At 63.4% G+C, this 22,675-nt stretch carries 22 protein-coding genes and 1 tRNA gene; 14 read left to right on the top strand and 9 right to left on the bottom strand.

Annotation, left to right across the window (positions count from 1 at the left end; translation table 11 throughout):
- The first annotated feature begins 23 nt into the window (after positions 1 to 23).
- The 4 genes from ACP5E6_RS06800 to ftsH all read left to right on the top strand — a co-directional run bounded on the left by ACP5E6_RS06800 (position 24) and on the right by ftsH (position 4,920).
- Positions 24 to 527, top strand: a complete 504-nt coding sequence (locus tag ACP5E6_RS06800; RefSeq protein ID WP_427953128.1) for an OmpA family protein — start codon at positions 24 to 26, stop codon at positions 525 to 527.
- A 227-nt stretch (positions 528 to 754) separates the two neighbouring features.
- Positions 755 to 1,597: a tetratricopeptide repeat protein gene (locus tag ACP5E6_RS06795; protein ID WP_427953126.1), complete on the top strand. Its 843-nt coding sequence runs from the start codon at positions 755 to 757 to the stop codon at positions 1,595 to 1,597.
- Positions 1,588 to 2,832 carry a tRNA lysidine(34) synthetase TilS gene (gene tilS / locus ACP5E6_RS06790; RefSeq protein ID WP_427953124.1) on the top strand — a complete coding sequence of 415 codons (1,245 nt, stop codon included), beginning with the start codon at positions 1,588 to 1,590 and terminating at the stop codon, positions 2,830 to 2,832. The genes ACP5E6_RS06795 and tilS overlap by 10 nt, the downstream gene beginning before the upstream one ends.
- A gap of 162 nt (positions 2,833 to 2,994) precedes the next feature.
- Positions 2,995 to 4,920 (top strand): ATP-dependent zinc metalloprotease FtsH, encoded by a 1,926-nt coding sequence (gene ftsH, locus ACP5E6_RS06785; RefSeq protein ID WP_427953122.1) that lies wholly within the window; start codon positions 2,995 to 2,997, stop codon positions 4,918 to 4,920.
- Between the two features lie 65 nt (positions 4,921 to 4,985).
- Here ftsH and ACP5E6_RS06780 read toward each other — a convergent pair whose 3' ends face one another.
- Both ACP5E6_RS06780 and asnB read right to left on the bottom strand, forming a co-directional pair.
- On the bottom strand, positions 4,986 to 6,503 hold the full coding sequence (locus tag ACP5E6_RS06780; protein ID WP_427953120.1) for an oligosaccharide flippase family protein: 1,518 nt from the start codon (positions 6,501 to 6,503) through the stop codon (positions 4,986 to 4,988).
- Positions 6,503 to 8,446, bottom strand: a complete 1,944-nt coding sequence (gene asnB / locus ACP5E6_RS06775; RefSeq protein ID WP_427953118.1) for an asparagine synthase (glutamine-hydrolyzing) — start codon at positions 8,444 to 8,446, stop codon at positions 6,503 to 6,505. The genes ACP5E6_RS06780 and asnB overlap by 1 nt, the downstream gene beginning before the upstream one ends.
- A gap of 514 nt (positions 8,447 to 8,960) precedes the next feature.
- On the opposite strand from asnB, the gene ACP5E6_RS06770 reads away from it, so the two are divergent.
- A complete protein-coding gene (locus tag ACP5E6_RS06770; protein ID WP_427953116.1) occupies positions 8,961 to 9,209 on the top strand; it encodes a hypothetical protein in 249 nt (82 codons plus the stop codon).
- A gap of 48 nt (positions 9,210 to 9,257) precedes the next feature.
- Here ACP5E6_RS06770 and ACP5E6_RS06765 read toward each other — a convergent pair whose 3' ends face one another.
- The 4 genes from ACP5E6_RS06765 to ACP5E6_RS06750 all read right to left on the bottom strand — a co-directional run bounded on the left by ACP5E6_RS06765 (position 9,258) and on the right by ACP5E6_RS06750 (position 11,558).
- On the bottom strand, positions 9,258 to 9,542 hold the full coding sequence (locus tag ACP5E6_RS06765) for a hypothetical protein (protein ID WP_427953114.1): 285 nt from the start codon (positions 9,540 to 9,542) through the stop codon (positions 9,258 to 9,260).
- A gap of 74 nt (positions 9,543 to 9,616) precedes the next feature.
- Positions 9,617 to 10,453, bottom strand: coding sequence for an MBL fold metallo-hydrolase (locus ACP5E6_RS06760; RefSeq protein WP_427953112.1), 837 nt, complete (start codon positions 10,451 to 10,453; stop codon positions 9,617 to 9,619).
- On the bottom strand, positions 10,454 to 11,299 hold the full coding sequence (locus ACP5E6_RS06755) for an FAS1-like dehydratase domain-containing protein (protein WP_427953110.1): 846 nt from the start codon (positions 11,297 to 11,299) through the stop codon (positions 10,454 to 10,456).
- A gap of 46 nt (positions 11,300 to 11,345) precedes the next feature.
- A complete protein-coding gene (locus tag ACP5E6_RS06750) occupies positions 11,346 to 11,558 on the bottom strand; it encodes a hypothetical protein (protein WP_427953108.1) in 213 nt (70 codons plus the stop codon).
- Between the two features lie 94 nt (positions 11,559 to 11,652).
- On the opposite strand from ACP5E6_RS06750, the gene ACP5E6_RS06745 reads away from it, so the two are divergent.
- The 4 genes from ACP5E6_RS06745 (at position 11,653) to ACP5E6_RS06730 (ending at position 16,474) form a co-directional block, all read left to right on the top strand.
- A complete protein-coding gene (locus tag ACP5E6_RS06745) occupies positions 11,653 to 12,927 on the top strand; it encodes a DUF445 domain-containing protein (RefSeq protein ID WP_427953106.1) in 1,275 nt (424 codons plus the stop codon).
- A 2-nt stretch (positions 12,928 to 12,929) separates the two neighbouring features.
- Positions 12,930 to 13,910 (top strand): NAD(P)-dependent oxidoreductase, encoded by a 981-nt coding sequence (locus tag ACP5E6_RS06740; RefSeq protein ID WP_427953104.1) that lies wholly within the window; start codon positions 12,930 to 12,932, stop codon positions 13,908 to 13,910.
- Between the two features lie 102 nt (positions 13,911 to 14,012).
- Complete coding sequence (locus tag ACP5E6_RS06735) at positions 14,013 to 15,470, top strand: circularly permuted type 2 ATP-grasp protein (protein ID WP_427953102.1); 1,458 nt, start codon at positions 14,013 to 14,015, stop codon at positions 15,468 to 15,470.
- 2 nt (positions 15,471 to 15,472) lie between these two features.
- Complete coding sequence (locus ACP5E6_RS06730; protein ID WP_427953100.1) at positions 15,473 to 16,474, top strand: alpha-E domain-containing protein; 1,002 nt, start codon at positions 15,473 to 15,475, stop codon at positions 16,472 to 16,474.
- Positions 16,475 to 16,596: 122 nt separating this feature from the next.
- On the opposite strand, the gene ACP5E6_RS06725 is transcribed toward ACP5E6_RS06730, so the two are convergent.
- Complete coding sequence (locus tag ACP5E6_RS06725; RefSeq protein WP_427953098.1) at positions 16,597 to 17,367, bottom strand: class I SAM-dependent methyltransferase; 771 nt, start codon at positions 17,365 to 17,367, stop codon at positions 16,597 to 16,599.
- Between the two features lie 276 nt (positions 17,368 to 17,643).
- Here ACP5E6_RS06725 and ACP5E6_RS06720 point away from each other — a divergent pair, with 276 nt between their 5' ends.
- On the top strand, positions 17,644 to 19,053 hold the full coding sequence (locus ACP5E6_RS06720; protein ID WP_427953096.1) for a selenium-binding protein SBP56-related protein: 1,410 nt from the start codon (positions 17,644 to 17,646) through the stop codon (positions 19,051 to 19,053).
- A gap of 14 nt (positions 19,054 to 19,067) precedes the next feature.
- Positions 19,068 to 19,739 (top strand): hypothetical protein, encoded by a 672-nt coding sequence (locus tag ACP5E6_RS06715; RefSeq protein WP_427953094.1) that lies wholly within the window; start codon positions 19,068 to 19,070, stop codon positions 19,737 to 19,739.
- A 49-nt stretch (positions 19,740 to 19,788) separates the two neighbouring features.
- On the opposite strand, the gene rpoH is transcribed toward ACP5E6_RS06715, so the two are convergent.
- Complete coding sequence (gene rpoH, locus ACP5E6_RS06710) at positions 19,789 to 20,700, bottom strand: RNA polymerase sigma factor RpoH (protein WP_427953092.1); 912 nt, start codon at positions 20,698 to 20,700, stop codon at positions 19,789 to 19,791.
- 293 nt (positions 20,701 to 20,993) lie between these two features.
- Positions 20,994 to 21,947 (bottom strand): RluA family pseudouridine synthase, encoded by a 954-nt coding sequence (locus tag ACP5E6_RS06705; protein WP_427953143.1) that lies wholly within the window; start codon positions 21,945 to 21,947, stop codon positions 20,994 to 20,996.
- Between the two features lie 89 nt (positions 21,948 to 22,036).
- On the opposite strand from ACP5E6_RS06705, the gene ACP5E6_RS06700 reads away from it, so the two are divergent.
- The 3 genes from ACP5E6_RS06700 to ACP5E6_RS06690 all read left to right on the top strand — a co-directional run bounded on the left by ACP5E6_RS06700 (position 22,037) and on the right by ACP5E6_RS06690 (position 22,675).
- A complete protein-coding gene (locus ACP5E6_RS06700) occupies positions 22,037 to 22,345 on the top strand; it encodes a hypothetical protein (protein WP_427953090.1) in 309 nt (102 codons plus the stop codon).
- Positions 22,342 to 22,512, top strand: coding sequence for a DUF2256 domain-containing protein (locus ACP5E6_RS06695; protein WP_427953088.1), 171 nt, complete (start codon positions 22,342 to 22,344; stop codon positions 22,510 to 22,512). The genes ACP5E6_RS06700 and ACP5E6_RS06695 overlap by 4 nt, the downstream gene beginning before the upstream one ends.
- An 87-nt stretch (positions 22,513 to 22,599) precedes the next feature.
- Positions 22,600 to 22,675 (top strand) — tRNA-Glu (locus ACP5E6_RS06690).

Below are 22,675 nucleotides of genomic sequence, written 5' to 3'. Positions count from 1 at the left end.
CACCAAACACCGGGACGGTACATATGAAAATCAAAGCTCTGGGCGCACTCGCGGCTGTTGCCCTGCTTGCGGCATGCTCCAACGCCCCCAAAACCACCACGGCTTCCACTGGATCAGGCGCGATGGCGGCATCGACCGGCCCGGCTCCGGGCAGCGAGCAGCAGCTGGTGGCTGACGTTGGCGATCGCGCCTTCTTCGGCTTCAACAAGTCGACCCTGACCAGCGCCGACCAGGCGACACTCAGCCGTCAGGCCGAATGGCTGGCGAAATATCCGAATGTCGACGTTCTGGTTGCCGGCAATGCCGATCCGCGCGGCACCGAAACCTACAACCTCGCCCTCGGCAAGCGACGCGCCAATGCCGCCCGCGACTATCTGGTTGCCAAGGGCGTGGCACCGTCACGCGTCCAGACCGTGTCCTATGGCAAGTCGTGCCTGGTATCGCCCGGCAACACGCCGCAAGACTATGCCCAGGACCGCGTTGCGATCACCTCGGTTCAGGGCTTCAATCCGCAGAACTGCCACTAAAGACCTGGCTTTCTTTAAAACCGCGACCGCGGGGCGGTTGCCGCTTCGGCATCGTTCCCTCGTTTCGACCTGAAATCCGGCGGCCCGCGCAAGCAGGCCGCCGGTCTTCGTTTCGCCACCTGCTTCGTTTTACCACCTTCCCGGTGGGATCAGCGGTCTTCAACCTCCGCCGGGTTTGCTCTACAGATGAGCGGCGCCTTGCGCGCCAACCGCCCCGAGGATGTTTCATGCGCCGTTTTCTGCTCACCACGCTGCCGATCGCCAGCCTTGCGCTTGCCACACTGGTGCCGTTGGGTTGCGCTCACGCACAAATGATCTCGAGCCGCGAGGGCATCGCGCTTGAGAACCAGATCCTTGAACTCAAGCAGCAGATCCAGGCGATGCAATCATCCAGCGGCGGTTCGGCGCTGGCGCAGCCATCGCCGGCGCCGGATAATGGCAGCAGCGCGACCAATCCCCTGCTGCCCAACATGCTGCAACAGATCCAGACCCTGACCGATCAGGTGCAGAATCTGCGCGGTCGGGTCGATACGCTTGAACACGAGGTTGCCACCCAGCACGACGAACTCAAGCAGGAAATCGGCAATCTGAAATTCCAGCTCAGCCAGACCGGCGCGGCTGCGCCGGGCGCGCCGCCGACCGCCGCCGCGCCACCCCCCGCAGCGCCGGCCGCTGCCCGTCCGGCGCGCGTGGACGCCTCGATCACCGCTGCTCGTCGCGCCCTGGCCGCCGGGGATTATGCGACCGCCGCCGCCGATTCCCGTGCCGTGATCGCCAAGCAGGGCAAGGGTGCCGGCAAGGGCGCCGCCGAACTTACTTTGGCCAGGGCGCTCGCCGGGCAGGGCGATCATCAATCGGCCGCGATCGCCTATGACGATGCCTATAATGCCGCCCGCACCGGTCCTTACGCGCCGGACGCATTGCTCGGCCTGGCCAACTCCCTCACCGCGATCCATCAGAGTCAGGAGGCGTGCGACACGCTGGATTCGCTCGCGAGCCAGTTCTCCTCACCCTCGGCGAGTCTGGCGGCGCGGCTTCGGCTGGCCCGCGCCCGCGCGCATTGCAACTAGGCGACGCGCCGCTGGCGGCGCGATTCGCCGAGGCGATGGATCGTCTCGGCCCGTTTGGACGGCGGCCGCATCTCGCGGTTGCGGTTTCGGGCGGGGCTGACAGTTCAGCCCTGGCCGTTCTGGCGCAGGATTGGGCGGTGGGGCGCGGCGGATCGGTTACCGCGCTGATCGCCGACCACGGGTTGCGCCCCGAATCGGGCGTGGAGGCGGCGCTGACCGCGACACGCATGGAAGCGTGCGGGATTGGCGTGCGCATCATCCGCCTCGACATCGCGCCGGGCGCGGCGTTGCAGGAGCGCGCGCGGACTGCCCGGCACGCCGCACTTGCCGCGGAGGCCGCAGCCGTCGGGGCGGTGCATCTGCTGTTCGGCCATCATGCGGCGGATCAGGCCGAGGGGATTGCGATGCGCGCCGCTCGCGGCACCGGTGGCGCGGCCGGCATGGCGGCGTGGTCGGCGCGGCGCGACATCGTTCTGCTGCGCCCGTTGCTCGATGTCGCGCCGGCGGCGCTGCGCGCTGAACTAAGTCGGCGCGGGTTGGGCTGGATCGAGGACCCGTCGAACCAGGATCAACGGTTCGAGCGGGTCAGGCTGCGCGGCGTTGTCGCGCCACGTCCGACCGATGCCGCCGCTCGTGCGCTGGAAACGGCGCAACATGAGGCGAGCGCCTTTCTGGCGGCGCATGCCCGCCTCATGCCGGCCGGATTCGCGCTGCTGCGGGCCGATCGCGCGCCGCCCGACGCGCTGGCGGCGCTGATCCGGTGCCTGGGCGGGGCGGTTTATCCGGCGCGGCGCGATTCGATCGAGCGGCTGGCGGGCGCGGTGCATTCCGCAACCCTGGGCGGCGTTCAAATCATGCCCGCCGGTCGCTTCGGGCCGGGTTGGCTGCTTTGCCGTGAACCCGCCGCCTGCGCACCGCCGGTCGCGGCGCGTGCCGATGCGCTGTGGGATCGGCGGTTCCGGATTCGCGCTGTTCCTGGCGGGGCGGATGCGCTTGGCGCGCTGGGCGCCGCGGCGCCGGATTTTCGGGATCGTAACGGGCTGCCGAGCGTTGTTTTGCGCGGATTACCCGCGTTTTTTCGTGACGGCGCGGTGGTTGCGGTGCCGCATTGCCAGCCGGCAACGGCATTCACGCTCGACTACCAGCCACCGGCGCCGGTGGCCGCGCTGGCGTTCAACCACGCGGCACCGGGTGGTGCTGATCACTGGCGCGTGGAATCCATGATTGTGGGATAGGAAAATCGGCGACCATGCCCATCTCAAACTTTGGGTAGCGAAGCCTGACGGGGCGTGCCATGGTAGCGGCTCGTTTGCTTTGGCTGGATCTCGAAACGGTTGGTCGGCGCTCCGACCACCCCGGTAGCCAATCCGGGTGACAACAGAACTGGATTAAGGTTGATGAATAATCTAGGGCGTAATCTGCTGGTATGGGTGATCATCGCACTGTTTTTCGTGCTGCTTTTCAACATGTTCCAGCCCTCCACCACTCCGGCCGATCACGGCACGCAGGTCGCTTACTCGACCTTCATGTCCGAGGTGAGCGCCAACAAGGTGGATCACGTCACGATTCGTGGCCATGATATCACCGGCGCGCTGAAATCCGGCTCGACCTTCGAGACCTATGCGCCGAGCGATCCTAATCTGGTCAATACGTTGATCAGCAATAAGGTGCGCGTGGTCGCCAAGCCGCTCAATCCGCCGGAAAACCCGCTGATCCATTATCTGATCTCCTGGGCGCCGATGATTATTCTGCTCGGGGTGTGGATCTATTTCATGCGTCAGATGCAGGGCGGCGGTGGCCGCGCCATGGGCTTCGGCAAGTCGCGCGCCCGGTTGCTGACCGAGAAACAGGGTCGCGTGACGTTCGAGGATGTCGCCGGCATCGAGGAGGCGAAGGGTGAGTTGCAGGAGATCGTGGAGTTCCTGCGCGATCCGCAGAAATTCCAGCGGTTGGGCGGCAAGATTCCCAAGGGCGTGTTGCTGATCGGCCCGCCGGGCACCGGCAAGACGCTTCTGGCCCGCGCCATCGCCGGCGAGGCGAACGTGCCGTTCTTCACGATTTCGGGTTCGGATTTCGTTGAAATGTTCGTCGGTGTCGGCGCCTCGCGCGTTCGTGACATGTTCGAGCAGGGCAAGAAGAATGCGCCGTGCATCATTTTCATTGATGAAATCGACGCGGTCGGCCGTCATCGTGGCGCTGGACTCGGCGGGGGCAATGATGAGCGGGAACAGACTCTCAACCAGATGCTGGTTGAGATGGATGGGTTCGAGTCGAACGAAGGGGTTATTCTGATCGCCGCGACCAACCGGCCGGATGTGCTCGACCCGGCGCTGCTGCGCCCGGGCCGGTTCGATCGTCAGGTTGTGGTGCCCAATCCGGATGTGAACGGGCGCGAGCGTATCCTCAAGGTCCATATGCGCAAGGTGCCGCTGGCCGCCGATGTCGATCCCAAGGTGATCGCGCGCGGCACGCCGGGGTTTTCTGGTGCCGATCTTGCCAATCTGGTCAACGAGGCGGCGTTGCTCGCCGCGCGGATTGGCAAGCGGGTTGTTGCGATGTCCGAGTTTGAATACGCCAAGGACAAAGTCATGATGGGGGCGGAGCGCCGCAGCCTGGTGATGAGCGACGACGAGAAGAAAATGACCGCCTATCATGAGGGTGGCCATGCACTCTGCTCGATCGCGCAGCCGCAATGCGACCCGGTGCACAAGGCCACGATCATTCCGCGCGGCCGGGCGCTCGGCATGGTGATGAGTCTGCCGGAGGGCGACCGGTATTCGATGAGCAAGGCGAAAATCCTGGCCGAACTGGTCAAGGCGATGGGCGGTCGCGCTGCGGAGGAGATCATTTTTGGTCCGGAGAATGTTTCCAACGGCGCGTCCGGCGACATCAAGCAAGCCACCGACATCACGCGGCGGATGATCACCGAATGGGGGATGAGCGACAAGCTCGGCATGATTGCCTATGGCGGGAACGATCAGGAATTGTTCCTCGGCCATTCGGTCACCCAGCACAAGAATGTGTCGGAGGCGACGGCTCAGGACATCGATCACGAGATCAAGGCGGTGATCGATCATGCCTATAGCGAGGCCAAGCGGATTTTGACGGAACGGATCGATGAATTGCATCGACTCGCCAATGGCTTGCTCGAGTACGAGACGCTTTCGGGCGAGGAAATCACCACTGTGCTGCGTGGCGATCCGGTGATTCGCAAAGTCGTTGATGAACCGGCGCCGGATAACCGTCGTGCCTCGGTGCCGACGTCGCAGAAACCCGACATGCCCAAATCGGGTGGGCTTGGACCGTTGCCAGCGCCAGGCTGACGATTGGCTTAGGGGTTGATGGGGAAAGGCCGAAGCGCGCGCTTCGGCCTTTTTTCATGCCGGCATCAGCGCCGAAACCGGCGGAGCACCAAGAGGAGATCTGCTTCGCCGCCATCGGGCCGACCGGCGGCCAGCCAGAGCAACGACACGGTGAGGGCATAGCTTGCGGCACCCAAGGCAACGGCGCCGGCCAGATGGAGCGCGATCACCGGGTCGCGACCTTCCCAGCGACCCCAGCCGAGATGGGCGGCAAGCAGCACGGCGGTCATGACGCCAGCGCCGATCAGGGTGCGCCAGACCCGGGCGACAATCGCCGCGATGCTCACGTGCAACCGCCGCGTCATCACCATGAAATAGACGATCTGCGACACGACATCGATGATCGATACCGCGACGGCCGCGCCGATCAGCCCGTAGGGAGGTACCAGCAGGATCAGCAGCGCGACCCGCAGGAGGGTCAGCCCGATATTCAGCTTCAGACTGGCCTTGAGCCAGGCCTGGACCGCGAACAGGGTGCCTGCGATCGAGCCGAAAATTGTCACCGTCGTCGCGATGCCGAAGATTTCCAGAATGGGCACAGCACCCAGCCATTTATCGCCAAAGCCGAGTTTGACCAGTGGGAATGCAACGAGGGAGAGACCGAATCCAGCGGGCACGGTGATGAGCGCCATCAGCCCGAGCAGGCGCAGCATCATGGTCGCACCGTTGTCGCCGGTCTGTTTCGCGGCGGAAAATCCGGAGAACGCCGCGCGGCAGAGCGGCCCGATCAATTCCGAACTCGGCAGACCGGCGATTTCGGAACCCACCGAATAGATCCCGACATCCGCGGTGCCGGACACCCGGCCGATGACGATATTACTGGTCGCCGATTGCGCGACGCCGACGAGGTTGAGCAGCCAGACCAGCGCTGAGTAACCGGAAATCCGCCGCCAGCCCGACAGGGTCAGCCGTGGCCGATAGGGATGGATAATGTAGCTGATCACCACGGTCGCGACCTGATTGATCAGGATCGCGAAGACCAGAGCCCAGTAGTTGCGCAGCCAGACCGCCAACGCCACGCCGGCAACCACCGAGATCAAGCGGGGAAACAGTTTGAGCTGGAATTCCTTGTCGAACGCGATGAAGCGGCGGAAATCGACCACGCCGATATTTTCCAGCGAGCTGATGGCGCTGCCGATACCGACGACATAGAGCACGTTGATCATGTGCGGATTGTCGAAGAAGCGCGCGATCGGGATGGCGAGGGCTGCGATCAGAAAGCCGGTGCCGAAGCCACGGATCGCGTTGATGGTGAAGCCGGTGTCGTAGAGTTCGCGATCCGGATTTTCGTTGCGGATGATCGCGTTTTCAATGCCCGCCTCTGACAGTTGAGCGAGGCTGAACATCAAATTCATTGACAGCGCGACGATGCCGAAGGCCGATGGGGCGAGAAGACGCACCAGAATCAGGGTGCTGATCAGCCCGAGGATGCGATTGATGAAGCGCCAGCCCATGATCCAGCCGGCGCCATGGGCGGTGCGCGCGAGGATGGAACCCTCGCGTGCGAGGCTGGTCATTCCAGCATCGGTGACGGGATCGGCCATCAGGCGACAAGGGCGGGGTGGGCACGTCCGGCGGCGGCACCGGCATGGCGCGCCAGAAATCCTTCGAGCACCAGGAGATGCCAGAGTTTCCAGCCATGGTCGTGTTGGCCGGACTCGTGCTGATCGATCATGCGACCGATGGCGGCACCATCGAACCAGCCGGTGTCGAGCATGGCCGGACCAAGCAGAGTGCCGCGCAGGCGGGGTGCCGCGCGGCGCAATTCGGCGGATAAGGGCGCGACGAAGCCTTGCTTCGGGCGATCGAGCACGGCGCGTGGCAAGAGCGGGGCGACGGCCTGACGCAGGATTGATTTGCCCTGGCCGGCCTGCAGCTTCAATTGGGGGGGTAGACCCATGCCCCAGGCAACCAGCGCGGGGTCGAGCAGGGGCGAACGGACTTCGACGCCGCTGCGCATGCTGGTGCGATCGACCTTGACCAGAATATCGCCGGGAAGATAGGTCGCGAGATCGACCAACTGCGCCGCGCGCAGAGGGTCGGCTTCGGTATCGAGGGCGGCGACGATGCCGGCGGCGGGATCGTGCCCGTCGAGCAGGGATTTCAACCGGGGCGTCATCAGGCCGCGTCGTTCGTCATCCTGCAATTTGCAGACCGTGCGATAATAGCCGTGAGCGGAATCGAGGCTGATTTCGGTGAGGGTGGTCTTGGCGCGCAACCAGGATGGCGCGCGGTCGAGCTTGGGATAGGCGGCCGCGATCGGGGCGAGCAGCGCCCGGCGCGCCCGATCCGGCAACAGGCGGCGCGCCTGATCGGCGATGCTGTGCCAGCGATACCGCCGGTAGCCGCCAAATACCTCGTCGCCGCCATCGCCCGACAACGCGACCTTGACACCGGTGCGCGCCAGACGCGCGACCGCAAGGCTTGGCACCGATGAATGATCGCCGAACGGTTCGCCGAATATCTCGGCTTGATGGCGGGCGGCATCGATCACATCGCCCGGTGCGACCGCCTCGGTCACGTGGGTGGCGCCGCAATGGCCTGCCATGGCGGCTGCGGCGGCACGTTCATCGGTCGGGCCTGGAAAGCCGATGGTGAAGCTTTGCAGTGGTCCCTTGCCGCTCGCCGCGGCGTGGCGGGCGGCGAGGGCGAGGATGGCGCCCGAATCGATGCCGCCCGACAGAAACGCGCCAAGCGGCACATCGGCGATCATGCGCGCAGATACCGCCGCATCCAGCCGGGTGCGCAGGATATCGACGGCCTCGTTCATGGTTGTGGATGTCGCGTCGGGCGGTGGCAGGGTCCAGTAGCGCCGTGGTGCCGGCCGCGGGTCGTCGGCGGTGATCAGCATGAAATGCGCGGGGGGCAGTTTGCGAATCCGCTGGTAGATCGACGCGGGGTCCGGCACGTAGCCGAATGCGAGATAATCCTCGAGCGCGGCCGGGTCGAGCGCGTCGGTCAGGCCTGGCACCGGCGTCAGTGCCGCGAGTTCCGACCCGAATGCCAGCGTGCCATCGGGGGCGACGCCATAGTAAAGCGGCTTTTTGCCGAGACGGTCGCGTGCGAGCAGCAGGCTTCCCTGCATGCGGTCCCACAAGGCGAATGCAAAAAAACCGTCGAGACGGTCGAGCACCGCCAGACCCCAGCTTTCCCAGCCGTGGATGATGACCTCGGTATCGCAATGGGTTGCGAAAATATGGCCGAGGGCGCGCAATTCGTCCCGCAGGGCCTGGAAATTGTAGATCTCGCCGTTGAAGACGATCATCACGCTGGCATCCTCATTGCCCATCGGCTGGTGGCCGGCGGCGAGATCGATGATCGAGAGGCGCCGGAAGCCCAGTCCGATGCCGGGTTCGATGTGGAACCCCTCATCATCGGGGCCGCGATGGGCGATCGCATCGGTCATGTGGTGCAGCAGCGCGGGACTGATCTCGCCCGAGGGGGCGCGGGTGAGGCGTGGCATGAATAATCCGGTAAAACCACACATCGGCTCAAATCCCCTGGTACGCCACGCCCACCCTCACCATCCGCTTCGGTTTCGCATGGCGTGGAAACGATGTTCGGCGTGGACGTGCTGTTTCATAAATCGAAAATCAGGCTGATACCATTTCGTCATCCCGTTCCGGCTGATCATGCGACCAGGCCGAAACTGACACATATTGCTTAACAGATGATCTCCAATATCATAAGGCGTGGCGGCTCGATATGGCGATTGATGCGGCCGGATCGCCTCAAGCACCCAAATGCGCCGGGTCTGCGGCGCGCATTGGTTTGTCAAAATCGATTAAGTTTCCATTAACTAGTGTTGAGTAAAATTGTTGGTCAGAAGGGTTGTGATACAGTAGCGGCCAATTTGGGGTGCCACCAATTTGAGGTGCCACCGTATCGGAGTTTGCCGGTCGGGCATCGGGTGATCGAGGTCGGGGTTGGTTGATATCCGTCTCGTCGCGTTTTCAGGGGTGTGGAGCGATCATGTCAGGTTGCGCATGTGATGGTGTTCCATGATCGAGCCGCCGAGCGACGTTCCCCGTTCATGGTTTGGCATCCGCCCGCGGGTGGTTGTGGTCCGGTCGGAAGGTTCGGCGTCGTGCCGGTCCGTGTCGTCCGGTGCGCGACTTGATCGGACCCTGGCGCGACGGCATGGCGGGGGTGATCGTCTCAAACCGCAGATCGCCATTCCGATCATGCTCGCGCTGGCGGTATTGAGTTGGTGCGGCCTGATCGGTCTGGTACTGTGGGTCGTTCAATGACCGCCACGGTCGCTGTGGCGAGCCGGGGAGGTGGTCTGCCGATCTCCGTCAGTTGGTTTGCGCGGCTTTGATTTTTTCGAGCTGTTCGCCGTTCAGCTGGTGGGTGGTCTGGCGTTCCGCCTGTTCGCGGGCGAGTGCTGCCTTGTGTTTGGCGAGTTCGTGGCCGGCGATGCAGCCGCCGATGGCGCCGAGCACGGCGTGATGATGCGCGTAATGTCCGGCAACACCGCCGACGACGGCGCCCTTGAGACAGCCTTTTGCCTGAGCCTGGCCCAGGCCGGCGGTCAAGAGCACCGCAAAACCAGCGGCCGCGATCGATAGGGTCGATTTCATCCAATGTCTCCCGAGGGGTTGAACCCTCGCTTCTATCGGAGGATCACGCCAGTGTCACGCTTTCGTGATTTCGGTCACACAGCCTGCCAGACGTCGCCATGCTCGATCGCGCCGCCCTCCGCCGCCAGTTTGATGAGATGCGCCAGAACATTGCGTTCGGCGGCGATTTTCAGCATCGGGTCCTGCTTGGCGTAGAGAGTCGCGGCAAGAGTGGCGATTGTTGCGGGAGCCTCCCGCAGCGCCGCGCGGATGGCCGCCTCGCGTCGGCGCCGATGGGCGAGCATTTCCGCGACCAGCGCGCGGGGTTCCGCCAGCGGCGGGCCGTGGCCGGGCAGGTAGAGCGCGTCATCGCGTTCAAGCAGCGCCGACAATGATTGATAATAGGCGCGCATGTCGCCATCCGGGGGATTGATGATCGAGGATGACCACGACATCACGTGATCGGCGCTGAACAAGATGGGCTGACCCGTGGTGGTGGTGGTGAAGCTGAAACAGAGGTGATCGCTGGCATGGCCTGGCGTGTAGAGCGCGGTCAGGCCGGCGATGTTATCACCGTCGTCCAACCCATGATCGGGCGTGAAGATTGGGGTGGCGGGGCGATGATAGGCGTAGGTGGGCGCCTTTGTTGCCGATTGCAGGGCGGGGGCGGCGCCGCGATGGTCGCGATGGGTGTGTGAGAGAACGATCCGGCGGATCGGAACATCGCCGGCGGCTTCGAGAATATCGGCAACGTGGATTGGGTCCTCCGGCCCCGGATCGAGCACGGTCAGACCATCGCCGTCCGCGATCAGATAGGTATTGGTGCCGTGATAGGTCATCACGCCCGGATTGCGCGCGACGATGCGGCGAATGCCCGGCAGGACATCGAGCGCGACGCCACGTTTGGGGTCGGGTTCGGTGAGGAAGGGCATTTAACGGGCGGCGCCGACCATGCAGACCGCGCCGCCGGCATCGCGCAGCGCCAGATCGAGGCCGGTATCGCCGAGGATGGCGCTCAACGTCAGCGGTTTGCCCTGAAATGCCGCGCGGCGGGCGCGGAATTCGAAATGGTGGATCGGCGCATCATCCCGGCAGGCGCGCGCGAAATCGGCCAACCAGGTCGCCTGCAGGGCGCCCTGCACGACCAGGCCGGGATAATGCTCGGTGCCGGTGACGTATTCGTGGTCGTAGTGGATGCGATGGCTGTTGCCCGTGACGGCGGAATAGCGAAACAGGGTCAGCGCGTCGGGCATGACGGTGCGGGTTCGGGCGGTGGGTGGGATCGGTTCGGGGGGGGCCACGCTGACGGCCGGGTCGTCGGCGGCGCGATAGACGACATCCTGCACTTCGGTGATGGCGGTCTCACCGGGGGGACCGATGTCGTGACGGAGCTGGATGAAGGCGAGCGCGCCGGTGCGGCCCTGTTTGAGTGTGGCGCCGGTGATCGTGGAGCGGCGTTCCACTTCCTCGCCAACGCGCAGGGATCGATGGAAACGGATCGCGCTGCCGGCCCACATCCGCCGCTCCATCCCCTCGATCGCGGGCATGAACGCGCCGCGCGCGACGTGACCATCCGCGCCGAGCGTGCTCCATTTCTGCCAATCCTGGAACAGCACCCAATGCCAGAGCGGCGGCACCGTGCCATCGGCCGGTGCGTCGGTGTCGAGCGTCGCGGCCAGGGCGGCGATGCGGTGGGTCGAGACGATGTCACGCGCCAGGGCGGTGCGGCCGATCAGCTCATCGAGGCCGGATTGGCGCGAGGTGTGATTGCTGTCCATGGCAGGAGATTAGACCCGGCATGGGGGTTTTGCCCATAGCCGGAAATCAGGCTGACCCGAACAATGCCGCCATCAGCGCGATGATCGCCGCCACGAGGACAAACCCGGCGATCCAGATGCCTGGCGACAACCGCTCGGTATCGCGGCTCGGCCGCCAGCCGCCTGAGGGTACGGCGGCGTGATTGCCGTCACGATCACGGTAGCCCGGCGGTTTCACCGATCCTGCATTATGGATGACCATGGCACGACCCTCCGACATGATGTTGCGCCGGATCGGCGTGGTTTTGCAAGGAAAACCGTGCGTTATGTCAGGGTGACTTGCCGATTGGGCGGCTCCAGGCCACATCTGCCCGATGCTTGCGCCGATCATCGACCCTGATGCCCCCCTCCGCCGTTCCCTCGCCCGTCACCGTGCCTTTGCCAGCGGCCTGCTGGTGGTGATGGCGGCGCTCGCGGCCTTCGCCTATTGGCTGCCGCCGACTTTGGCCGCGCTGTTCCTGCGTGATGCCGCCAAGGCCGGGGTGATTGGCGGTATCGCCGACTGGTTTGCGGTGACGGCGCTGTTTCGTCATCCGCTTGGTCTGCCGATCCCGCATACCGCGATCCTGCCGGCGCAGAAGGAGCGTCTGGGCGGGGCGCTGGGACGGTTCGTCGCCAATCACGTGTTTACCGAGGCTGATGTCGCGCGGTTTCTGGCCGGGTTGGATATTCCCGATCTGCTGGCGCGGTTTCTGGCCGATCCGGCGCTGGCGCAGCCGATGTCGGAAACCCTGGCGGCGTCGCTGCCGCGCCTGCTGCAATCGGTCGAGGATGGCAGGGCGCGCAAAGTGCTGGCCCGCCTGTTGCCGCGGATTGCCGGCGGTCCGGCGGCGGGACGGGTGGTGGCGCGGGCGCTGGCCTCGCTGGTGCAGAGCGGACGCCATCAGGAGGTGTTTTCGTTTATTCTCGAACAGTTGCGCGCGATGCTTCACACCCGCGAGGCGGATCTGAAGGCGATCGTGCGGGAGCGGGTACGCGAACAGGGCGGCGTGCTGGTGGGTTGGGCGGTGGGGGCGAATATCGCGGCAAAAGTGGTCACCGCGCTGAACACCGAACTTGATCGGGTTGGCCCGGATGGTTCGGAATTGCGGGCCGCTTTCGATGAATGGGTGGGGCGCGAGATCACGCGGCTCACCGAAGATCCCGAACGGGCGGCTGAACTTGGTGCGGCGCTGCGCCAGGTGGTGACGCATGAGAGCATGCGTGCCTGGGGTTCGGATATCTGGGAGCGGCTGCGCGATGCGATTGCGCAGGATGCGGTGCGTCCCGGCGGGCATAGTGTTGCGCTGATCCATAACGCGCTGGCCAATCTGGGCGGCATGCTTGCCGATGATCCTGGCACGCGGGCGCGGATTTCCGGTGCCGCGGGTGCGGTGGTGGCGCGGCTGCTGCCGGCGGCGCAAGTGGAAATCGCCGGTTTCATCGGCCGCGTGGTCGGGAATTGGGACGCGGCGACGATCACCGACAAGCTGGAACTGAGGGTGGGGAAGGATCTTCAGTTCATTCGGGTCAATGGCACGCTGGTTGGCTTTCTGATCGGCGGTGTGCTGTTCCTGCTGCTTCATTTCGGGTTTCACCAGCAAGGCTGAGCATGCATATCCATATCCATGAGTTCCCCGATAGTCCGTTCCTGCGCCTGACCGAGGCTGAGTTTCACAGTGCCGCGGCGATTGCCGGGCCGATCGGTGCGGGGCATCGGGTGACGATGGGGGAGAGCATTGCGGATTACGTGGCGGCTTCACCCACGATGGAGGTGCTGATCGCGACGCCCGGGACGGTGCGCCGGCTCGACCTGACGCTGGCTCCCCGGCTGCGGATCATTCAATCGACCGCCGCCGGGGTCGATCCGCTGGCGCCGTTCGATATGATCCCGGCCGGGGTGAAACTGCTGAATAATCGCGGCGTCCATGCCGATCGGGCTGGGGAATTCGCGATCATGGCGATGCTGATGCTGGGCAGCCACATGCCCGCCTTCGCGACCGATCAGCGCGCCCATCGGTGGCATCGGCGTCCCTCCGGGGTGGTGGCGGGCAAGCGCGCCACGATTGTCGGGGTCGGCGGCCTCGGCGGTGGCGCCGCGCGGCGCGCCCGGCAATTCGCCATCCATGTCACCGGCATTCGCAATGGCACCGATCCGCATCCTGATTGTGATGAAACCTATCCGATCGCGGCGATCGACTCTGTGCTGCCAACCACGGATTTTCTGGTCCTCGCCTGCCCGCTGACCGCCGGTACGAGAAACCTGCTCGATGCCCGCCGCCTGGCGCTGCTGCCGCGCCGGGCCGGGGTGATTAATATGGGGCGCGGCGGACTGGTCGATCAGGCGGCGCTCGTCGCCACGCTGCACGAGAAGGCCATTGCCGGCGCGGTGCTCGATGTGTTCGCCACGGAGCCGATTCCGGCCGATGATCCGATCTGGGATGCGCCTCATCTGATCATTACGCCGCATATCTCGTCGGATGATCCCGACCATTACAACGCGGCGACGCTTGCGATGTTCTTTGCCAATCTCGCCGCTTTGGCCGCCGGACAGAGCCCGCCCACCCTGGTTGATCTGGCAAAAGGCTATTGAAGGCGACCCGCTCACGCAAGGATCGTGAACCGACGATAAAATTTTCTTGTTGCATCGCAGGATGAGCGTGACAAACATGAGGCCGACATAGGGGAGCGGCTCATGGACGATGAAATTGCGGAGATTTTCGCAGGCTACGCGCCCGATCAGTTTTTTTGTGAACTGACCCGGTCACGCAGTGACGACGGGGGCGTGCCGGATCTGGTGCGCGAGCGCCTCGCCCGGATCGGCGAGGCGGCGCTGCGGGCGCGGGCGAGGCAGGCGGAGACCGACCTGATCGATCTCGGCATCACGTTCACCGTGTATTCCGATGCCACCGCGATTGACCGGATTCTGCCGTTCGATTGCATTCCACGCATCATTACCCCCTCGGAATGGCGCCAGATCGAAACCGGCGCGGTGCAGCGGGTGACGGCGCTGAACGCATTTCTCGGGGATATTTATCACGATGCCAAAATTATCAGGGATGGGGTGATTCCGGCCGATCTGGTGTTCGGCAATGCCAATTTCCGCCCTGAGATGCGCGACTTCGCGGTGCGCCATGGCACTTATGTGCATGTCTGCGGCATCGACATCATCCGCGATGAAAACGGTGAATTCAGGATTCTGGAGGATAACGCCCGTACGCCGTCTGGCGTTTCCTACGTGATCGAGAATCGTCACCTGATGCTGCGGGCCTTCCCCGATCTGATGTCCGGCGTGAAGCTGATGCCGGTCGATGATTATGGGCGGCGCCTGCGCGCGGCCATGACCGAGATCGCGCCGGGCGACGTGGCCGATCCGCAGGTGGTGCTGCTCTCGCCCGGCATTTACAATTCGGCCTATTTCGAACACGTGTTTCTCGCGCGCGAAATGGGCGTGCCGCTGGTGCAGGGCTCTGATCTCGTGGTCGAGAATGATCGGGTCTATATGCGCACGACCAAGGGGCTCAGCCGGGTTCATACGATCTATCGCCGGCTGAACGATGATTTCCTTGATCCTGAAGTGTTCCGCCCGGAGAGCATGCTCGGGGTACCCGGACTGATTCGCGCCTGGCGCGCGGGCAACGTGGCGCTTGCCAATGCCGTCGGCACCGGGGTTGCCGATGACAAGGCGGTTTATGCGTATATGCCGCGAATCATCAAATATTATCTCGGCGAGGACCCGATCATCCAGAATGTGCAGACCAATATCTGTCGCGAAGCCGAGGGGTTGGCCTATACGCTCGCGCATCTGCATGAGTTGGTGATCAAGCCGGTTGGTGAATCCGGTGGCTACGGCATCACCATCGGCCCGCGGGCCAGCAGGGCGGAGCTGGACGCGGCGCGCGCGGCCCTGATCGCCGATCCTGAGCAGTGGATCAGCCAGCCGATGATCGCTCTTTCGGTCGCACCCACGCTGGCGGATGAGGGCATCGGCCCGCGTCACCTCGATCTGCGGCCGTTCGTGATCACCGGGCGCGACAGCTGGGTGCTGCCGGGCGGCTTGACACGCGTGGCCATGAAGCGCGGTTCGTTGATCGTTAATTCATCACAGGGCGGCGGGTCCAAGGATACCTGGGTCCTGGCGGGAGGCTACTGACCATGCGTGCCGAACCTGTATTGCTCGCCCGCGACGCCGAGGGTCTGTTCTGGATGGCGCGCTATCTCGAACGCGTTGAAAATCTCGCGCGGCTGATCGATGTCGTGCAGAGTTTCGAGAGCCCTGGACGCGAGGCCGAATCCTGGTCCGCTCTGGTCGAGATCATGTCGGATCAGGGCAAATTCACCTCGCCGAGCGATGCCGGCGATCCCGACAAGGTCAAGCGCTTCTATCTGCTCGATCCGGCCAATCCCAACGGCATCCAGACCTGCCTGGATAACGCCCGCACCAACGCCAGGACCCTGCGCCCGCTGATCAGCACCGAAATGTGGCGGCAGATCAATGTGTTTCATCGATTTGTCGCGCAAATTCTGCCCGGTGACCTCGAGGGTGACTGCCTCTCCCGGCTGTGTACGCGCATCAAGGACTCGGTGCAGACCCATACCGGCATCACCGAAGGCACGATGTATCGCGATCAGGGTTGGCAATTCTATCAGCTCGGCCGGTTGATCGAACGCGCTGATCAGACCACCCGCCTGCTCGATATCAAATATCGCCTTCTCGTGCCGCGCGACCGCGAGGCCCGCCGCCTCACCGAACTCACGATGTGGAACGCCGTGCTGCGCGCCGCCGCCGGCTATCACGCGTTCAAACGCCTCGCCCGCGCGGAATTTTCGGCTGAGGATGTCGCCGGGTTCCTGCTGCGCGATCCCTCGTTTCCGCGCTCGGTCCTGCTCTCGGTGCGCCGGACCGAGTATCATCTCGATGAATTGCGCCGCGTCCACCATGCGCCGAACACCAGCGATGCGATCGAGCAGGCTGAATTCCTGCGCGAATTCCTGCTCGAACGTCCCATGGTCCAGGTGTTGGAAGGCGATTTGCATGGATATCTCGATACCGTCCAGGTCAGGCTGAGTGACCTTGCCGGCGCCATTGGGCGCGGCTTTTTCCGCGATTGGCGCCCTGAATTGGCGCCGGGACCGTTGCAGGTCCAGATTGCCTGAAGGCTGCGGCGCGACCGGTTTAGAGCGTTATGCTTTCAGCTTAACGCTCTAGCTCTATATTTGTTCGAGCGATTTCATGCGATTATGTCGCCGCTACCGCGTCAGCTTAATCGCATATCGCTCTAGACGCTTTTGCGCAATACCACGAGCTTCGCCGAACCATCCAGCCGGCGATCGCTGGGGTCGGCGCCGGTGTTGAACGCCGGAAATGCCGAGAAGCTGGCGACCTCATCGGCAATGCGCTGATAATCGGCTGTGCTGAAGAGCGGATGGGCCGGCGGTTCGCCGCCCTCGAACCAGGCGGGGAACAGGGTGCGGGTGAGCGGCACGGGCGGCAGAGCGGCCTCGAACACCGGCGATTGCCAGTGCAGATCCTCGATGATGTAGAGTCCGCCGGGCGCGAGCCTGGGCCATAACGTACGAAACGCGAGTTGCTGGTGGTAGGAGGCGTGGGATGCATCGTCGAGAATGATGTCGAATTGTGCGGCTGCGGCGGCGAGGCGTTCGAGATCATCAATTTTACCGGCATCGCCGCGGATGAAGCGGAACCGCTCATGGCGGATATGGGAGAAATCGCTGATGTCGAACCCGAAAATCCGCGCCGCTGTGAAATAATCCAGCCACATCGCCACCGAGGGGGAGGCGACCTTGCGCTCGACTCGCCCTTCGCGGGTTTCCGGCCCGCCGACCGCGAGGCCGAGTTCGAGGAAATCGATCGCCCGATCTCGATAGGGAAAGAAAATCAGATCGTATAAATCCGTATAGCGATGCGCGAAGGAGCAGGCGCTGCCCTTGTCCGATCCGGCGCGATTGGCGAGATCGGTGAGGCTGCCGGGCCGCGCAATGATCTCGCGCAAGGGCGTGACGGCGGGGCGGCGACGAAACAGGTTCATGGGTGAGCGGACCTTTCTGGCGGCATCACGGATAACGCCGGGATGATCATAACCGTATCCCGGCATGGGGTACAATCACTGATTGTATTCACGTTTGGAGGATCGCGCGGGCCGGGCCTCTGATGCACCACCCCGCGTGCGATGTTCATGCGCCTTGCGCAACTGAACATCCTGTCACATTATCGGAGGAACGCGCCGGTCGCCCTGCGCCAGAGGCGGTCGTCGCGACTTTGTCCATTTAAAAATAAACAAAAATGGCGTGAGGAGACCGTGACCATGAGCACTTCACTTCGCATGAAACCAGACCCCACATTTTACCCGACAGCGCGCCTCGCGATGGAGGCGGCGCGCGAGACGATCGGCTATGTCGCTCTGCTGAGCAAGGACAAGACAAAGCCCGATGCCCTGGCGGTGATCGACCTCGATCCGGCATCGCCCCGGTTCGGGACGATGATCAATCAGCTGGTGCTGCCCTATGTGGGCGATGAGCTGCATCATTATGGCTGGAGTGCGTGCAGTTCGTCGCTTTGCCCAACCAGCGGCCACGCGTTCAGCGAGCGGCGCTATCTGGTGCTACCGGGTATTCGCTCGTCGCGGCTGTATATCATCGATACCAAGCCTGACCCGCGCGCGCCGCATATTGCCAAAATCATCGAGCCTGAGGAGGTCATGCGCAAGACCGGCTATTCGCGACCGCATACGGTGCATTGCGGGCCGGAGGGCGTGTACATCAGCACCCTCGGCGGTAAGGGCATCAACGGCGATGAAAGCCCGGCCGGCGTGTTCATTCTCGATTGCGACAGTTTCGAAATTCGCGGCCAGTGGGAGATCGACCGCGGGGATCAGTTTGCCCATTACGATTTCTGGTGGAACATGCCGCATGATTACATGGTGTCGAGCGAGTGGGGGTTGCCGCCGCTGTTTGAAAACGGTGTGGTTCCCGCGGCGCTCATGGGTGGCGGCTATGGCCACAAGCTGCATTTTTGGGATCTGCGCGGACGGCGCCATATTCAGAGCATCGATCTTGGCGCCAACCATCAGATGGCGCTGGAGGTTCGTCCGGCGCACGAACCGACCAAGGATTATGGCTTTCTCGGCGTCGTGATCGATAACACCAATCTCGAAGGCTCGATTTGGACCTGGTGGCGCGAGGGCGGTGTTTTTCATGCGAGAAAAACCGCGACGATCCCTCCCGAGCCGGCGGATGCCGCGTTGCTGCCCGACCTGCTCAAGCCGTTCGGGGCCGTGCCGCCGCTGATCACTGATATCGATTTGTCGCTCGATGACCGGTATCTCTACGTCGCCTGCTGGGGCACCGGGGAATTACGCCAATATGACGTGAGTGATCCCTTCGCGCCCAAACTGACCGGATCGGTTCGTGCAGGCGGCATTGCGGCGCGCACCCCCCATGTCGGCGGCGGCGCGTTCCATGGCGGACCGCAGATGCTTGAAATCAGCCGTGATGGTCAGCGGGTCTATTTCACCAACTCACTCTACAGCACGTGGGACGATCAGTTCTATCCCGCCGGTGTGCCGGGACAGATGGCGATGTGCCATGTCGATGCCAGCGGCTTCCGGCTCGACCCCGCGTTCCGGATCGCGTTCGGCGCTGATTATGGCGCACATCAGGTCCGGCTGGAGGGCGGCGACTGCTCGACCGAGAGCTTCTGTTTCGCCTCGACCTGATCGGCTCCGCGATGATGAACGCGACGATTCTATGGCTGATGGCGGCGGGCATGGGGATCTATCAGGGGCTCAACCCGCCGATCGGCTGGCTACGAGCGGTCGGTCGCGGTCTTGAAACCCGGTCGGACCGCGCTGTACTGCTGAGTACCGGTTCGCTTGCCTTCGGTCATTTTCTGTCGATGGCCGTGCTTCTGGTGCCGGTGGCGGTTATCATCGCGGGTCTGCCGGGGGTGGTGCTGCCAATGTCGGCGTTGATGCGAGCCGGCTGGTTCATCAGCTTCGGGCTGATCGGCTTTGGGATCTATAAGCTGATACGACCCCATCATCCCCGGTTCATCGTGCGGATCAAACCGAACCAGCCACTGCGCTGGTCGTTCTGGATGGGACTGGCCCATTGCGGCTCGGCGGTGATGATGGTGCCGATGCTGATCAACCTGACCATGGTCAGCACGATGGCGGCGGACATGACCGACTCAGCCACCGCCCGCCTTGGCGCTGATGCGGGCCTGGCCATTGTGCTGAGCGCCGCCATGACGGTGCCTCTGTTCCTGACCGGATCAGCAATGGCCCTCGCTGTGACACGCCGACTGGGTATCGGCGCGATCACCCGCTATTGGATCAATCTCGATCTGGGGTGGGCCGCTCTGTTCATCGTGATGGGCATCATGGGAGTGACCATGGGATGAGGTGATCCGGGAGGGTTTACCCCCCGGATGCCTCGGTCAATGCCGCGTTTCAGGCACCCAGCCGCGCCTGGACCGCATTCCGCTGTTCCGCGCGCTGTTCCGAAACCTGCATCTTCATCGATTTCTGCAACTTCTCGAAGGCACGCACCTCAATCTGGCGAACCCGTTCGCGCGAGATATTATACTGCTGCGACAGATCTTCGAGGGTCGTCGGCTCGTCCTTCAGGCGTCGCTGGATCAGGATGTGGCGCTCACGATCGTTCAAGGTCTTGAGCGCGGTGGCCAGCAATGCCCGGCGACCGGTCATTTCCTCGCGATCGCCGATGCTGTCTTCCTGGCTTTCCTGATCATCGACCAGCCAATCCTGCCACTCGCCTTCGCCATCCATGCGGATCGGCGCGTTCAGACTGTGGTCAGGCGCCGCGAGACGGCGGTTCATGCTGACAACGTCCTGCTCAGGGACGCCGAGCACACGAGCAACCTTTGCGACCTGCTCGGGCTGCATGTCCCCGTCTTCGATCGCCTGCATCTGACCCTTGAGGCGACGCAGGTTGAAGAACAGCTTCTTCTGCGAGGCCGTGGTGCCCATTTTTACCAGAGACCACGAGTGCAGGATGTATTCCTGGATCGCGGCCCGAATCCACCACATCGCGTAGGTCGCCAGGCGGAAACCGCGTTCCGGATCGAACCGTTTAACCGCCTGCATCATGCCGACATTGCCTTCGGAGATCAGTTCGCCGAGCGGCAGGCCGTAACCACGGTAGCCCATCGCGATTTTGGCGACGAGGCGGAGATGCGACGTGACCAGCTTATGGGCTGCCTTGTGATCCTCGTTATCGCGCCAGGCGCGCGCCAAACGGTCTTCTTCTTCGGGGGCAAGCATCGGGTATTTGCGGATTTCCTGCAGATACCGTGACAGATTGCCTTCACTTGGAGCCATCGTACTTATGCCGGAGGCCATGTTTGAATTCCTCTCGATTTGTTTGCGTCGTCTTGACTACCGGACCAGCCATCGTTCGGATGCGCAACGGCCGAACCCTCGTGATGCCTCATCTCTTGTACGGTATGTTATACACTAGAGCGTGCCGTAACCGTATCACAGTATCGCGAGAACCTCTGAAAACGCCGTAATTGGCCGGCAATCCGCTAGCTTCGAACAATTTTTCGCTTGACAGAGGCGTTTGTACCTCATCGGTGTCGCATTTGTCAATAAACAAGACCTATCAGGTCAGGTATAGCATTCGTGCGATCCGGTTATGAATTGGTCAGCAGATCGACTAACGCGGCGAAATCCGCGGGCAGCGGTGTTTTGAAACGAAGGGTCGCGCCGGAGCGGGGATGAACGAAGCCGAGGCTGGCCGCATGCAACGCCTGGCGCGGGAAATCGAGCAGCGCCGCGCGCGCGGGTTCGGCGACTTGCGCGGCTGCGGCGGGGCGGCGGCGGAGATAGACCGGATCACCGACCACCGGATGCCCGGTATGCGCCAGATGCACCCGGATTTGGTGGGTGCGGCCGGTCGCAAGCCGGCATTCGATGAGTGTCGCGCCGAGGCCGAATTTCCGCACGGTCGTGTAATGGGTCAAGGCGGCGCGCCCGCCACGCGCAACGACGGCCATCCGTTTGCGCTCGCGTGGATCACGCCCGATCGCCGCCTCGATCGAACCCGATTCCGGTTGTGGCGATCCCCAGCACAGCGCGAGGTAATGCCGTTCCAAATTCCGCGCCGCGAACGCTTCGGATAGCGCATGATGGGCCAGTTCCGTCTTTGCTACGACCATGACGCCGGATGTGTCCTTGTCGAGTCGATGCACGATGCCGGGCCGCCGCTCGCCGCCGATGCCGATTAATTCATCGCCGCAATGGGCGATCAGCGCATTGACCAATGTACCATCGAGGTTGCCCGGCGCCGGATGCACCACCAGCCCGGCCGGTTTGTCGAGCACGATCAGGTCGGCGTCCTCAAACAGGATCGGGAACGGAATCGACTGGCCTTGTGGTGTGGCCGGCAGGGCGGGCGGGATGGCGATTCGATAGATTGATCCTGCCCTCACCGCGGTCGAGGGTGTCGCTGCACGCAGGTTATCGCAGGTTACCGCCCCGTCCTCGATGAGGATTTTCACCCGTGAACGCGACATGCCCGCAAGTTGCGCCGCGAGAAACCGATCCAGCCGCTCGCCGTGTTCGGCGGGCGTGGCGCAAAACTCCATCGTCCCATACAATAGAGCCGGATCAGGCAAGGGTAGTGTGGATGGATCGGACGCGGGATTCACGGAACGGGACACCGGATTTACGAGGGTTGAAGGCGTTGGTGATCGGGCTGGGCATACTGATCGTGCTTGGCACCGCGCTTGTGATCGGGGTTGTGGTCAAACGCATGGTCAAGTCAACCGAGTCATCGAGCGTGGTGGTCAACTCGCGTGATACCACACTCTCTGGTGTTGTGCCGTTCAGCACGATTTTGCCTGCCGAAACGGGTGGCAAGATTGCTGGTATCGCCGCGTCGGGCGGTGTCATCGCAATCTGGCTGCGCGATGGGAAGGGTGGGCGTGTCGCGTTCATCGACCCTCATACCGGCGCCTTGCTTGGCACCGCCGCCGAACCATGACGCGCAAATCCAGCCTGCCCAGCAAGCTCTGCGCGGCCTGCAACCGTCCCTTCACCTGGCGCCGTAAATGGGCCCGCGACTGGGAGTTGGTCAGGTTTTGTTCGAATGCCTGCCGTACCGGCAAGCGTGCCGCCGCCATCGCCAGGGAGAAGAGTGGCCGCCCTTGAACCTCGCGCGCTGACCAAGGATTGCGGTAAACTTCGTCGCCCCGCTTGATGGCCGGGCCGTTCTCGATTATCAAACCCTTGTGCGACGTCCCGTTCGTCTAGAGGCCTAGGACACTGCCCTTTCACGGCGGCAACACCGGTTCGAATCCGGTACGGGATACCA

Source organism: Acidiphilium sp. (genome assembly GCF_049977125.1).
In the GTDB taxonomy this organism is placed as follows: Bacteria; Pseudomonadota; Alphaproteobacteria; order Acetobacterales; family Acetobacteraceae; genus Acidiphilium.
This window is presented reverse-complemented; position numbering and strand designations above follow the sequence as displayed.